This window comes from Halovulum marinum, assembly GCF_009697225.1.
Classification (GTDB): Bacteria; Pseudomonadota; Alphaproteobacteria; order Rhodobacterales; family Rhodobacteraceae; genus Halovulum; species Halovulum marinum.
Window position 1 is genome coordinate 23,324 of sequence record NZ_WIND01000014.1, and the last position, 13,803, is coordinate 37,126.

Sequence of the window (13,803 nt, forward strand, 5' to 3'; positions counted from 1 at the left end):
CTTCATTTCCGGTGAGTAACGCGTGCAGGGGCTGGTGGGGCCCGGAGTTCCGTAACCATTCGGTTAGGAGGTAGCGCGATGTCGTATCGCAAGGGGTGGAGCGGCCCGCTGTTGGCGGCCGCGATGACGATTGCCGCGGCCGGCGCATCGGCAGCCGGCGAGGTGGTCCTTAAGGACCGCGGGGGGCCGGTCGAGATCGCCGGCGAACTGATCGATTTCTCCAGCGGCTTCTATCGGCTGCGCACCGACCTGGGCGAGCTGCGCCTGTCGGCCGAGCGCATGGAATGCCTGGGCGCGGCCTGTCCCGAGACCGAGATGCTGGAGGCCGACCTGGTCTTCGCCGGTTCCGGCATGGTCGGCGACGACCTGCTGCCGATGCTGCTGTCCGGCTGGGCCAGCGCCCGGCAGGGCGACGCCACGGTGACCGACCTGGGGGCGGCCGGCGCACAGATGGCGCGGCTGGTCGCGGACGCCGGGTTCGGCAGGACGATGGGGTCCTACCTGATCCGCGGCACCGACACCGAAGACGGGCTGATGCAGCTGGCCGAGGGCGAGGCGCATGTCGCGATGACCGACCGCCGGATCCTGCCGCACGAGGTGCAGGCGCTGCGCGCGGCCGGGGCGGGCAACGTCGTCGGCGACGCGCAGGAGCGGGTGATCGCCGCCGATCCGGTAAAGGTGATCGTGCACCCGTCGAACCCGATCGCGGCGCTGTCGCTGTCCGACCTGGCCGGGATCTACGCCGGGCGGGTGACGAACTGGCGTCAGCTCGGCGGCGACGACCGGCCGCTGGTGGTCTATGCGGCGGCGGCAGGCAGTTCCGCCCGGCTCTACTTCGAGGACCGGGTGCTGGGCGCGCAGCCGGCGGCCGCGGACCTGACCGCGATGCCCGGCGACGCCGAGATGACCGCCGCCGTGTCCGCCGATCCCGGCGCGATCGGCTACGTCGGTCATGCCTTCGAGCGTGCCGCGCGCGCGGTGCCGCTGCTGTCGACCTGCGGCATCGCCACCGCGCCGAGCGGGTTCGCGGCGAAGACCGGCGAGTACCCGCTGGACCGCCGGTTCTATCTCTATGCCCGCGAGGACACGCTGTCCTCGCGGCTGCGCGATTTCTTCGGCTTCGCCAGCAGCCCGCTGGCCGACGGCGCGATCGTCAAGGCGGGGTTCGTCGGCATGGGCGTGGAGCGCGCGCCGCTCGACGCCGCTGCCGAGCGGGTCCGCACGGCGCTGTCGGGGAGCCCGGACAGCTACGAGGCGGCGCGGATGCTCGAATACCTCGATACCGTCCCGGGCTGGGAACGGCTGTCGGTGACGCTGCGCTTCGATGCGACCTCGACCCGGCTCGACGCCCAGGGACGCCGCGATCTGGAACGGCTGTCCGACTGGCTTGCGCGCCAGCCGAAGGACGTGCGGATCGCGCTGGTCGGCTTTACCGACGACCGCGGCCCGTTCGACGGCAACCGCGAGTTGTCCACGCTGCGGGCGCAGCAGGCGGCGGCGGAGATGTCGGCGCAGATGGCGGGTCGGCTGGACGATCAGCGGGTCTCGGTCTTCGGCTTCGGAGAGCTCGCCCCCGTCGGCTGCAATGCGACGCCAGAAGGCCGGCGCGCGAACCAGCGCGTCGAGGTCTGGATCAGCAATGACGACACGCAGGTCGTCGCCGCTATGTAGCGGCCGGGATCAGAGCCAGAACCTCGAAGCTAGCCGGGGTTCTCACGTGCGGCCGCCCTTCCCCCCGGGGCGGCCGCACCCCGTTTCAGGGGGCGCATCCGCCAGACGGCGCAGTGCCGGACCGCCGTATCATCGGCTCGGCCTTTGCAGGATCAGCGCGAACCGGTGCCGCCGCGCGGGGTCGCGTTTTTCGGCGCGCATCGCCGCGCCGGCTGCGGTATAGGGCGGGGGCGCGGGCGCCTGCCGCTGGCCCCGCGCGACAGGCCATCAGGACGGCGCAGCCGCGCCCGAACCGGGAGATTGCAGCAGACATGACCACCATCCGCAGCATCGGCGCATACGAAGGCGCCTCGGTCGAGGAGGCGGTGCTGGACAGCGGCGCCGCGCGCATCGCGATCCTGAACTACGGCTGCGTCATCCGCGACTGGCGCGTGCCGGCGCCCGGCCGCGAGGTGCCCTGCGTGCTGGGGTTCGATCGGTTCGAGCCGTACCCCGAGCATTCCCGCAGCTTCGGCATCGTCGCCGGCCGGGTGGCGAACCGCACTGCGAACGGGCGCTTCACGCTGGACGGTAAGAGCTACGTGCTGCCCGTCAACAACGGGCCGAACCATCTTCACGGCGGCCCGAAGGGGCTGGGCAAGCGGCTGTGGGAAATGGCCGCCGACGGCAACAACGCGGTGATCCTGCGCTATTCCAGCCCGGACGGCGAGATGGGCTATCCCGGCAACGTCGAGTTCGAACTGCGATTCGCGCTCGACGACACCCGGCTGCTGATCGAGATGGCGGGCGATCCGGACCGCCCGACGCCGATCAACCTGGCGCAGCACAACTACTACAACCTGAACGGCGGCGGCGACATCCTGGGCCACCGGCTGCGGATCGCCGCGGCGCGGTATACCCCGGTGGACGACGTGCAGATTCCCACCGGCGAGATCGCTGCCGTCGACGGCACCCAGCTGGACTACCGCGCCGCGGCGCGGGTGGGCGCGGTCGACGCCGGGCGCATCGGCGCCGATCACAACCTGCTGCTGGACGAGGACCGCGACGCGGCCGCGCCGGCGGCAGAGCTGGCCTCGGACGAGACCGGCCTGCGGCTGCGGCTGTGGACCGACCAGCCGGCGATCCAGCTCTATACCGCGAAGCCGTTGCAGGTGCCGGTGCCGGGCCATGGCGGCGCGGTCTACGGCCCCTTCGCCGGCCTCTGCCTGGAGCCGCAGCATAGCCCGGACAGCCTGAACCGCCCGGAATGGCCCTCGATCGTCGCGACGCCGGACCGGCCCTATCGCCAGCGGTTGGAACTGGAGATCGCGCCCTCCGGCTGACCGCGCGGCGCCGGGCGGGCGGGGTTCGCCCGCCCGCCCGTCCGGTTTTCAGCTACCGCCGTGGTGCTCGCAGCTGACGCTTGCGTTGAACGGCATCAGTTCGCCGGCCGGGTTGTCGCGAAACGCCCAGAAGTGCTGGTCATAGTGCGGCTCGAAGCCGTGCGCCTCGTCGGCCTCGGTGGCGGGATCGTCCATCATCGTGTCCCAAACGCGCCCGTTGGTCATCGGCGCGTCGGCATTGCCCGCGGCCTCCCATGCGGCGATCCACACCAGGTTCTCGACCGCGACCAGTTCCATCGAACCGTCCGCCTGCGGCTCGTAGAGCAGGATCGACGGCTCCATGAATTCGGTGTTCGTGCTGTCGCCGTCCACCCGCTCGGTGCCCTGCTTGATCTTCAGCCGCGCCGGGTGGATGTAATGCACGCCCATCGCGCCCCATTCGGCGGGCAGTCCCTCGGCCTCGGCGCTGACGCAGCTGTCGGACGGGTCGCGGATGAAGCCGTCCGCCAACGCCATCTCGACGTCCCGGTACTTTTCCGTCGCCGCCCGCATCGCATCGAGGTCCACCTCGCTGTTGGCGACCGCTGCGCTGCCGGCAAGGCCGAACGCCAGCGCAAGCGCGATGGCGCGATGTGCTGTTGTACTCATATCGACACACTCCCATGGGGGGCATTTCGTGGGGCCGGGCACGCCCCCCGCGGCCACGGCCGGCGCCATACTACGACGCATGCTGACGCGCACCAAAGGAATCATCGCGCCATCGCGGTGCCGGGGCGGGCGCTTTCGCGTGCGGCGGCCGCGGCGAACTTCGGACCGGGGCGCAGATCTCGCCCGGCGTGGCAGGAACGTGTCCGCCGGAGCACAACATCTGGAATGGGCGGGTTAACGCCGCGGTGGGCGCAGATGCCTTTTTTTCTTGGACCCGTGGGTCCGGCGTTAACCTTCGCGAATCTTAAGACCGCTACATGTGGGGCCGGAAATCGCGTCAACCACAAAGATTAGCGGAGAATCGCAAAAATTCCGTTGACCGAGTCGGACCTGCGCGGCAGGTTGTACAGGCCCGGTAGCGAACCACCAAATCTGGTATCCACCGCAAGATCTCGGGCGCATCCACACAATGGCTCGGCGCAAGGCCGCGGCCCGGTTGCGGACAACGATCCGCAGCCGACACCTGGACTACGTCGACCAAGGGGCAGACGCATGAAGATCGAACGCACTTTCACCCGTGAGGACACCGGCGCCTACGGTGGTATCGAGTTCCGCAAGACTTCGTCCGAGATCCGCAATCCGGACGGGTCCGTCGTGTTTGCCCTGAACGACATCGAGGTGCCGGCCACCTTCAGCCAGGTTGCCTCGGACGTGCTGGCGCAGAAGTACTTCCGCAAGGCCGGCGTTCCCGCAGTCACCAGGAAGGTCGCCGAGAAGGGCGTTCCGGTCTTCATCCAGCGCAGCGTGCCCGACGAGGCGGCGCTTGCGAAACTGCCCGAGGACGAGCGCTACGGCAGCGAGTCCAGCGCCCGGCAGGTGTTCGACCGGCTGGCCGGCGCCTGGACCTACTGGGGCTGGAAGGGCGGCTATTTCTCGACCGAGGCCGACGCCCGCGCCTACTACGACGAGATGCGCCACATGCTGGCGGCGCAGATGGGCGCGCCGAACAGCCCGCAGTGGTTCAACACCGGCCTGCACTGGGCCTATGGCATCGACGGGCCGGGGCAGGGGCATTTCTACGTCGACCACAAGACCGGCAAGCTGACCCGTTCGACCAGCGCCTACGAGCATCCGCAGCCGCACGCCTGCTTCATCCAGTCGGTGCGCGACGATCTGGTGAACGACGGCGGCATCATGGACCTGTGGACCCGCGAGGCGCGGCTGTTCAAGTACGGCTCGGGCACCGGCACCAACTTCAGTTCCCTGCGCGGCGCGAACGAGCCGCTGGGCGGCGGCGGCCGCTCCTCCGGGCTGATGAGCTTTCTGAAAATCGGCGATCGCGCCGCTGGCGCGATCAAATCAGGCGGGACAACCCGTCGGGCAGCGAAGATGGTGATCTGCGACATGGATCACCCGGACATCGAGGAGTTCATCAACTGGAAGGTGATCGAAGAGCAAAAGGTCGCTTCTCTGGTTGCCGGCTCCAAGGTGCACGAAGCGCGGCTGAACGAAATATTCGCAGCCGTGCGCAGCTGGGACGGGGCCGAAGCCGATGCCCTGGACCCTAAAAAGAACACCGGCCTGAAGGCCGCGATCAAGACGGCCCGCAAGGCCATGATCCCCGACACCTATGTGAAGCGTATTCTTCAGTACGCCGAACAGGGGTACACCTCGATCGAGTTCCCGACCTACGACACGGACTGGGATTCGGACGCGTACCTCACGGTGTCGGGGCAGAATTCCAACAACTCGGTGCGCGTCACCGACGCCTTCCTGAGGGCGGTGCGCGAGGACGCCGACTGGGAGCTGGTGCGCCGCACCGACGGCAAGATCGCCAAGACGGTGAAGGCGCGCGACCTGTGGCAGCAGATCGGCCACGCCGCCTGGGCCTGCGCCGATCCCGGCATCCAGTTCCACGACACCATCAACGCCTGGCACACCTGCCCGGCGGATGGCCCGATCCGCGGCTCGAATCCGTGCTCGGAATACATGTTCCTGGACGACACCGCCTGCAACCTGGCGTCGATGAACCTGCTGACCTTCCTCAAGGACGGCCAGTTCGACGTCGACGGCTATGTGCATGCCACCCGGATCTGGATGCTGACGCTGGAAATCAGCGTGATGATGGCGCAGTTCCCCAGCCCGGCGATCGCCGAGCTGTCCTACAAGTTCCGCACCACCGGCCTTGGCTATGCCAACATCGGCGGGCTGCTGATGAACATGGGCCACGGCTACGACTCGGACGAGGGCCGGGCGCTGTGCGGCGCGCTGACCGCGATCATGACCGGCGTCTGTTACGCCACCTCGGCCGAGATCGCCAAGGAACTGGGGCCGTTCCCCGGCTATGCCAAGAACGCCGAGGCGATGCTGCGGGTGATGCGCAACCACCGCCGCGCCGCCTATGGCGAGGCGTCGGGCTACGAGGGGCTGGCGGTGCTGCCGGTGGCGCTGGACCACGACAACTGTCCCGACGGGCGGCTGCTGAACCTGGCGCACGCGGTCTGGGACGAGGCGCTGAGCCTGGGCGAGGCGCACGGCTACCGCAACGCACAGGCGACGGTGATCGCGCCGACCGGGACCATCGGGCTGGTGATGGACTGCGACACCACCGGGATCGAGCCGGACTTCGCGCTGGTGAAGTTCAAGAAGCTGGCCGGCGGCGGCTATTTCAAGATCATCAACCAGTCGGTGCCGGGCGCGCTGTCCAATCTGGGCTACACCCCGGCGCAGATCGAGGAGATCGTCGCCTATGCCGTGGGTCACGGCACGCTGGGCAACGCGCCGGACATCAACCCGACCTCGCTGATCGGCCACGGCTTCGGCAAGGACGAACTGGACAAGATCGAGGCCGCGCTGCCGACCGCGTTCGACATCCGCTTCGTGTTCAACCAGTGGACCCTGGGTGCCGATTTCTGCACGAAGGTGCTGGGCATCCCGGCCGAGAAGCTGAACGATCCGGGCTTCGACCTGCTGCGGCACCTGGGCTACTCGAAAGCGCAGATCGAGGCGGCGAACAACCACGTCTGCGGGACGATGACGCTGGAAGGCGCGCCGCACCTGAAGGACGCGCACCTGGGCGTGTTCGACTGCGCCAACCCCTGCGGCAAGATCGGCAAGCGCTACCTCAGCGTCGAAAGCCACATCCACATGATGGCCGCGGCGCAGAGCTTCATCTCGGGCGCGATCTCGAAGACGATCAACATGCCCAACGACGCCACCGTCGAGGACTGCATGGCCGCCTACGAGCTCAGCTGGTCGCTGGGCACCAAGGCCAACGCGCTGTACCGCGACGGCTCCAAGCTCAGCCAGCCGCTGTCGGCGGCGCTGATCGACGACGACGAGGACGAGGACGAGGCCGAGGAACTGCTGGCGCAGGGCCCCGCGGGCACCCGCGCCCAGGAAGTGGCCGAGCGGGTGATCGAGAAGGTGATCGTGAAGGAGCTGATCCGCTCCAACCGCGAGAAGCTGCCCGAGCGCCGCAAGGGCTATACCCAGAAGGCGATCATCGGCGGGCACAAGGTCTACCTGCGCACCGGCGAATACGAGGACGGCTCCCTCGGCGAGATCTTCATCGACATGCACAAGGAAGGCGCCGCCTTCCGGGCGATGATGAACAACTTCGCCATCGCGGTGTCGGTCGGCCTGCAGTACGGCGTGCCGCTTGAGGAGTTCGTCGAGGCCTTCACCTTCACCCGGTTCGAGCCGGCGGGAATGGTGCAGGGCAACGACTCGGTCAAGAACGCGACGTCGATCCTGGACTACATCTTCCGCGAACTGGCGATCAGCTATCTGGACCGCACCGACCTGGCGCATGTCGCGCCGCAGGGCACCGGCTGGGACGAGCTGGGCCGCGGCGAGGAAGAGGGCAGGTCCAACGTCTCGAAGGTCGAGCCGGATGTGGCGCAGGCCTCGATCGAGATGATCCGCCAGGTCAGCTCGACCGGCTACCTGCGCAAGCGGCTGCCGCAGGAGCTGATGGTGTTGCAGGGCGGCGCCTCGGCCAGCGCGCTGGCCCGCGGCATCGCCGGCGGCGGCGGCGCGGCGGCGGCGTCGCTGACCACGGTCGAGGCGGTCTCGGCCACGGTGCTGGACGAGCGCGCCAAGGCCAAGATGCAGGGCTACGAGGGCGATCCGTGCGGCGAGTGCGGGAACTTCACCCTGGTGCGCAACGGCACCTGCATGAAGTGCAACACCTGCGGCGGCACTTCAGGTTGTAGCTAAAAAAAGGAATCGTCCGGGCGCGGGGGCGCCGGTTCCCGGACAAGACGTTCAGGCCGCAGGCAATAAATATCGAGCAGCAAACCGAACGAGCCTGAAATGCGAGACTGAGGGGGTGGGGCACCACCCCCTCTTTTTGCGTCATTGGATGATCGACCCGTCCGTCGCACCGCGCCGAGATCATCGCCTCGGTGCGGTCGACGACGACGCTGCCATCGTACAATCGCTGCGCGGTCATGTTCCGGATCCGAAGGCGCCGGGCGGTTCACTTGAGCGTCAGGCGAGCGTGAGCCGCAGCGATTGTCCGCTGCGGCCATAGTCTGCGCCAATGGGGTTTCGAGGCGGAATTTATTGGCGGCGCCCACACGGATTTGCGACCTTGCGCCCACAGCGACAGGAGACGCCATGACCGTGTTCGACCCGACCTCCGAATATGCCCCGATCCGCGAGGGCGTCGCCCGGGTGTGCGCGCGGTTTCCGGGCGAGTACTGGCGCCGGCTTGACGCCGAGCGCGCCTATCCGGCCGAATTCGTGGCCGCGCTCAGCGAGGCGGGGTTCCTGTCGGCGATGATCCCCGAGGACTACGGCGGCTCGGGGCTGAACCTGACCGCCGCCGCGGTGATCCTCGAGGAGATCCACCGCCAGGGCTGCAACGCCGCCGCCTGCCACGCGCAGATGTACACCATGGGCACCGTGCTGCGGCATGGCAGCGAGGCGCAGAAGAAGGCGTATCTGCCCGGCATCGCCGACGGCTCGCTGCGGCTGCAGGCGTTCGGGGTGACCGAGCCGACCAGCGGCACCGACACGCTGGCGCTGAAGACCACCGCGCGGCGCGACGGCGACGACTACGTGGTCAACGGCCAGAAGATCTGGATCTCGCGCGCCGAGCATTCCGACCTGATGGTGCTGCTGGCCCGTACCACGCCGCGCGACCAGGCCGCCTCGCGTACCGACGGGCTGTCGGTGTTCCTGGTCGATCTGCGCGAACTGCGCGGCAACGGCGTCGAGATCCGCCCGATCCGCACCATGATCAACCACGCCACCACCGAGATCTTCTTCGACAACGCCCGCATCCCCGCCAGCGCGCTGATCGGCGAGGAGGGGCAGGGCTTCCGCTATATCCTGTCGGGGATGAACTCGGAACGGATCCTGATCGCGGCCGAGTGTATCGGCGATGCGAAATGGTTCATCGACACCGCCTCGGCCTATGCCAGGGAGCGGGTCGTTTTCGGCACGCCCATCGGTCAGAATCAGGGCATCCAGTTCCCGCTGGCCCGCGCCTATGCCCACATGCTGGCCGCCGAGGCGATCGTCTATCGCGCGGCCGGCCTGTACGATGCGGGGCACAATCCGGGGGTCGAGGCGAACAGCGCCAAGATGCTGGCCGCCGACGCCAGCTGGGAGGCCGCCGAGGCCTGCCTGCAGACCCACGGCGGCTTCGGTTTCGCCGAGGAATACGACGTCGAGCGCAAGTTCCGCGAGGCGCGGCTGTACCAGGTGGCGCCGATCTCGACCAACCTGATCCTGTGCTTCCTGGCCGAGCGTGTGCTGGGCCTGCCGAAATCCTACGGGCCGAGGGGCTGAGCCATGACCCTGACCGACGAGGTGCTCGACCTGGCCGCGCTGCCGGACGACGCGATTCCGGACGAGGTTCTGGCGCTGGGCCGGGCATCGCTGCTGGACTGGCTGTGCTGCGGCCGCGCCGGGGTCGCGGAACCCCTGGCGGACAAGCTGCGCGCCTTCGCGGCATCCGAGGGCGGCACGCCCGTTGCCTCGGTGTTCGGCGCCGGGCGCGCGCCTGCGCGGATGGCGGCGCTGGTCAACGGCGCCACCAGCCACGCGCTGGACTATGACGACACCCATTTCGACCACGTCGGCCACCTGTCGGTGGGCATCTACCCCGCGGCACTGGCGGTCGGCGAGGCCGAGGGCCGTTCCGCCACCGAGGTGGTGAGCGCGTTCGTGCTCGGGGCCGAGGCGGCGATCCGCGTCGGCCGCGTGCTGGGCGCGGCGCACTACAACCGCGGCTTCCACCAGACCGCCACCGCCGGGGCATTCGGCGCCACCGTCGCCGCGGGCCGGCTGATGCGGCTGGAGCGCGCGGCGATGCGCGCGGCGCTGGGCCTGTGCGCGACCCGCGCCTCGGGGCTGAAGTCGCAGTTCGGCACCATGGGCAAGCCCTACAACGCCGGGATCGCGGCGGCGAACGGCGTCGAGTGCGCGGCGCTGGCGCGGCTGGGGCTGACCTCGGCCGACGACGGGCTGAGCGGGCCGCAGGGCTTCGTGCCGACGCACAGCGACGCGCCGGACGAGGCGTCCGCGCCGCCGCCGTTCCGGTTCGCGGCGAACAAGTACAAGTTCCACGCCTGCTGCCACGGCACCCACGCGATGATCGAGGCGCTGCTGGCGGCTGGGGCGGGGCAGGCGGTGCCCGCCGGCGACGTGGCCGCGATCGAGCTGCGCACCAACCCGCGCTGGCTGCGGGTCTGCGACATCAAGGCCCCGCGCACCGGGCTGGAGGTGAAGTTCAGCTATGCCTGGCTGGCCGGGATGGTGCTGTCGGGCCTGCGCACCGGCGACGACCGGGTGTTCGTGGACGCGCTGGCCGGGGATCCGGATCTGGCCGCCTTCGCGCGGAAGGTGACGGTGGCCGGCGACGACAGCCTCACCGACATGCAGGCCGCGGGCGTCCTGACGCTGACCGACGGCCGGACGATCCCGCTGGCGCACGATCTCGACGCGCCGCTGCCCGTCGCCGAGCTGACCGCCAGGCTGCAGGCCAAGGCCCGCGCGGTGCTGGATGACGGCGCCGCGCCGCTGCTGGCGGCGCTGGCGGGCGCCGACGCGCTGACGGCGGCGGACCTTGGCGCGCTGGTGCGCGCCGGGCGGCTGGAGGGGGATGCGCATGAACGGGCATGAGGACTGGATCGGCCGCAGCGCCAGCCGCGACGATCTGGTCAGCGCGCGGCTGGTGGCGCAGTACCGCACCACGCTTGGCGCGCTGTGCGGCCCGGGCGAGGTTCCGGCGGGCTTCCACTGGTGCCTGGCGCCGGACATCTTCCCGGCCGGCGAGCTGGGCCGCGACGGCCATCCGCGCCCGGGGCTGGTGGTGCCGGAACTGCCGCTGCCGCGCCGGATGTGGGCCGGGGGCGAGATTTCGTTCCACGCGCCCTTCGCGGTGGGCGAGACCGTCACCCGCACCTCGACGGTCCGCGACATCACCTTCAAGACCGGCCGCAGCGGGCGGCTGGGCTTCGTCGCCGTCGACCACGACTACGCGGCCGGCGGCGCGGCGCGGCTGACCGAGCGGCACGACATCGTCTATCGCGAGGACCCGACGCCGGGACAGGCGACCGCGACGCCCGAGCCGGGCGCGGACTGGACCCCGCTCCGGGCGTGGACCGTGACGCCCGATCCGACGTTGCTGTTCCGGTACTCGGCGGTCACCTTCAACGGTCACCGGATCCACTACGACCAGCCCTATGCCACCGCGGTCGAGGGCTATGACGGGCTGGTGGTGCACGGGCCGCTGCAATCGAGCTGGATGCAGAACCTGGCGGCCGAGATCCTCGGCGCGCTGCCGGCGCGTTTCCGCTATCGCGGGCTGTCGCCGCTGGTGGCGGGACAGGCCGTCACCGTCGAGGCGCGCGAAACCGGCGACGGGCTGGAGCTGCGCGTGTGCCGCGATGCCGACGGCGTGGTGACGATGCAGGCCAGCGCCGCTCCGGCGGGGATCTAGACCAGCGTGCCCTCCCAGTGGCCCTTCTCGACCAGCTCGCGCGCGACATCCAGCGTCAGCTGCTCGACCGCGCGGCAGGCGCGGCTCATTACCCGCGCCGGGTTGTTGACCAGATAGACCGGGCGGGTCATCCGCGGCTCGATGATCGGCGCGCGCAGCAACTCGCCCCGCCTGACGAAATCGGCGGCGGCGACCGGGGCGAAGATCGCGTAGCCCGAGCCGCGGGCGACCAGCTCCTTGATCTGCGTCATCGCGTCCATCTCGATCACCACGTTCAGCTTCACGCCGTTCGCCGCCGCATAGCGCTCGATGCAGTGCCGCAGCCCGGCCGAGGGCAGGATCATGTCCACCTTCGCCAGCTCGCGCAGCGGCACCGGCGTGCCCGGCGGCGTGTCCAGCGGCCAGGCGTCGGGGGCCGAAAAGAACACCAGTTCCTCGTCCATCACGTGCTGCACCCGGAAGTGGCCGGCGTCCTCCAGGTCATAGATGAAGCCGATATCGACGGTGCCGTCCTGCACCCAGTGCTTCAGATAGCCGCTCATCGCCTCGACCGCGCGCAGCCGCACCTCGGGCAGCTCCAGCCGCACGGTCTCGGCCAGCGCCACCGACATCACCATCGACACCGACGGCGGCATGCCGAAGGTGACGCGGCCGCGCACCGTGCCGCCCAGCTCGCGCATGTCCTCGACGCAGCGGTCCAGGCTCTCGCAGATCCGGCGCGCGTGCTCGACCAGCACCCAGCCCTCTTCGGTCAGCAGCGTGCCGCGCGGGCTGCGCTCGACCAACTTGACGCCCAGCTCCTCCTCCATCCGCTGCACGTGCTGCGACAGCGACGGCTGCGCCACGCCGATCGCCTGCGCCGCCGCGGAGATCGACGGCGCCTCGGAGATCGCCAGGAAGTACCGCAGGTGCCGGATGTCCATCGCGCCGCCTTCAGTCGAACTCGATCACCTGGCGGATCGCGGTGCCGTCGTCCAGCTGGTCCATCGCCAGGTTGATCTGCTCCAGCCGCAGCCGGTGCGTCAGCATCTTCTCGACCGGCAGCCTGCCCTGCGCGTGCAGCGCGAACATCCGCGGCAGGTCGCGCTGCGGCACGCACGAGCCGATGTAGCTGCCCTTCAGCGTGCGCTCCTCGGCGACCAGCTTCAGCGCGTTCAGCGGCATCCGCGCGTCGGGGTGGGGCAGGCCGGCGGTCACCGTGGTGCCGCCCCGGCAGGTGCAGTCGTAGGCGGTCTCCAGCGCCCGGACCGAGCCGGCCAGTTCCAGCGCCACGTCGACCCCGCCGCCGGTCAGCTCGCGGATCGCCTCGGCGGTGTGCTCGTCGGCCCTGACGGTGTGCGTCGCGCCCATTGCAAGGGCGGTTTCCATCTTCGTCTCGAACGGATCGACGGCGATGATCTGGCCGGCGCCGGCGGCGGCGGCCCCCAGGATCGCCGACAGCCCGACCCCGCCCAGCCCGAACACCGCGACCTTGGAGCCGGGGCGAACCCGCGCGGTGTTGAACGCCGCGCCCGCGCCGGTCAGCATCGCGCACGAGAACAGCGCCGAGACATGCGGCGGCAGGTCGGCCTCGACCTTGACCAGGCTCTGCCGCGCCAGCACCGCGTGGGTGGCGAAGGCCGAGACGCCGACATGGTGGTTCACCGGCTGCCCGTCGATCGACAGCCGCCGGTGGCCGGTCATCAGCTCGCCCGCGCCGTGGTGTCTGGCGGCGCGGGTGCACAGCGCCGGGCGCCCCTCGGCGCACGGTGTGCAGCTGCCGCAGCCGGGGGCGAAGATGCACACGACGTGATCGCCCGGCGCCAGGTCCTCGACCCCCGGACCGACCGCCTCGACGAAGCCCGACGCCTCGTGGCCCAGCACCATCGGCACCGGCCGCGGCCGCGTGCCGTTGATCACCGACAGGTCTGAATGGCACACGCCCGCTGCGGCGACGCGGATCAGCACCTCGCCGCGGCCGGGATCGTCCAGGGTCACCTCGCGCACGGTCAGCGCCCCGGCCTTGTCGAAATCGCGCGCGATCCCGCCGCGCTCCAGCACCGCCGCCGTGATTTTCATGCCGTCCTCCGCTTGGGGTTGTGCGATCGGTCGCAGTCTATGGCGTTTTCCGGTTCGCCGCAGGGCTGCGGATCGGGTAATAGGATTAAGCTATGGCGGAAATTGCGCCAAGATATTGGCCGGGGCAACCCGTCTTCCATACGCTTC

9 protein-coding genes are annotated in these 13,803 nt (G+C 69.8%); 6 read left to right on the forward strand and 3 right to left on the reverse strand.

Annotated features, from left to right (window positions below; genetic code table 11):
- Positions 1-78 precede the first annotated feature (78 nt).
- Positions 79-1,671: a phosphate ABC transporter substrate-binding/OmpA family protein gene (locus GE300_RS15365; protein ID WP_154447633.1), complete on the forward strand. Its 1,593-nt coding sequence runs from the start codon at positions 79-81 to the stop codon at positions 1,669-1,671.
- A gap of 311 nt (positions 1,672-1,982) precedes the next feature.
- Positions 1,983-2,993 carry an aldose epimerase family protein gene (locus GE300_RS15370; RefSeq protein WP_154447636.1) on the forward strand — a complete coding sequence of 337 codons (1,011 nt, stop codon included), beginning with the start codon at positions 1,983-1,985 and terminating at the stop codon, positions 2,991-2,993.
- A 48-nt stretch (positions 2,994-3,041) separates the two neighbouring features.
- Here GE300_RS15370 and GE300_RS15375 read toward each other — a convergent pair whose 3' ends face one another.
- The gene (locus GE300_RS15375) at positions 3,042-3,641 is read right to left on the reverse strand and encodes a hypothetical protein (protein ID WP_154447638.1); all 600 of its coding nucleotides are present in this window, start codon (positions 3,639-3,641) and stop codon (positions 3,042-3,044) included.
- A gap of 552 nt (positions 3,642-4,193) precedes the next feature.
- On the opposite strand from GE300_RS15375, the gene GE300_RS15380 reads away from it, so the two are divergent.
- The 4 genes from GE300_RS15380 to GE300_RS15395 all read left to right on the forward strand — a co-directional run bounded on the left by GE300_RS15380 (position 4,194) and on the right by GE300_RS15395 (position 11,598).
- The gene (locus GE300_RS15380; RefSeq protein WP_154447640.1) at positions 4,194-7,862 is read left to right on the forward strand and encodes a vitamin B12-dependent ribonucleotide reductase; all 3,669 of its coding nucleotides are present in this window, start codon (positions 4,194-4,196) and stop codon (positions 7,860-7,862) included.
- Positions 7,863-8,264: 402 nt separating this feature from the next.
- On the forward strand, positions 8,265-9,443 hold the full coding sequence (locus GE300_RS15385) for an acyl-CoA dehydrogenase family protein (protein WP_154447642.1): 1,179 nt from the start codon (positions 8,265-8,267) through the stop codon (positions 9,441-9,443).
- A gap of 3 nt (positions 9,444-9,446) precedes the next feature.
- On the forward strand, positions 9,447-10,778 hold the full coding sequence (locus GE300_RS15390; protein ID WP_154447644.1) for an MmgE/PrpD family protein: 1,332 nt from the start codon (positions 9,447-9,449) through the stop codon (positions 10,776-10,778).
- Complete coding sequence (locus GE300_RS15395; RefSeq protein ID WP_154447646.1) at positions 10,765-11,598, forward strand: FAS1-like dehydratase domain-containing protein; 834 nt, start codon at positions 10,765-10,767, stop codon at positions 11,596-11,598. Before GE300_RS15390 ends, GE300_RS15395 begins: the two co-directional genes overlap by 14 nt.
- Here GE300_RS15395 and GE300_RS15400 read toward each other — a convergent pair.
- Positions 11,595-12,521: a LysR family transcriptional regulator gene (locus GE300_RS15400; protein WP_154447648.1), complete on the reverse strand. Its 927-nt coding sequence runs from the start codon at positions 12,519-12,521 to the stop codon at positions 11,595-11,597. The two genes, GE300_RS15395 and GE300_RS15400, sit on opposite strands and share 4 nt — an antisense overlap.
- 10 nt (positions 12,522-12,531) lie before the next feature.
- Positions 12,532-13,656 (reverse strand): zinc-dependent alcohol dehydrogenase family protein, encoded by a 1,125-nt coding sequence (locus GE300_RS15405; protein ID WP_154447650.1) that lies wholly within the window; start codon positions 13,654-13,656, stop codon positions 12,532-12,534.
- Positions 13,657-13,803: the final 147 nt, after the last annotated feature.

Excerpts from the sequence above, each read along its gene's own strand:
- GE300_RS15405 (WP_154447650.1), bottom strand. The coding sequence starts at position 13,656 with ATGAAAATCACGGCGGCGGTGCTGGAGCGCGGCGGGATCGCGCGCGAT.
- GE300_RS15370 (WP_154447636.1), top strand. The coding sequence starts at position 1,983 with ATGACCACCATCCGCAGCATCGGCGCATACGAAGGCGCCTCGGTCGAG.
- GE300_RS15365 (WP_154447633.1), top strand. The coding sequence starts at position 79 with ATGTCGTATCGCAAGGGGTGGAGCGGCCCGCTGTTGGCGGCCGCGATG.
- GE300_RS15385 (WP_154447642.1), top strand. The coding sequence starts at position 8,265 with ATGACCGTGTTCGACCCGACCTCCGAATATGCCCCGATCCGCGAGGGC.
- GE300_RS15380 (WP_154447640.1), top strand. The coding sequence starts at position 4,194 with ATGAAGATCGAACGCACTTTCACCCGTGAGGACACCGGCGCCTACGGT.
- GE300_RS15390 (WP_154447644.1), top strand. The coding sequence starts at position 9,447 with ATGACCCTGACCGACGAGGTGCTCGACCTGGCCGCGCTGCCGGACGAC.
- GE300_RS15375 (WP_154447638.1), bottom strand. The coding sequence starts at position 3,641 with ATGAGTACAACAGCACATCGCGCCATCGCGCTTGCGCTGGCGTTCGGC.
- GE300_RS15395 (WP_154447646.1), top strand. The coding sequence starts at position 10,765 with ATGAACGGGCATGAGGACTGGATCGGCCGCAGCGCCAGCCGCGACGAT.
- GE300_RS15400 (WP_154447648.1), bottom strand. The coding sequence starts at position 12,521 with ATGGACATCCGGCACCTGCGGTACTTCCTGGCGATCTCCGAGGCGCCG.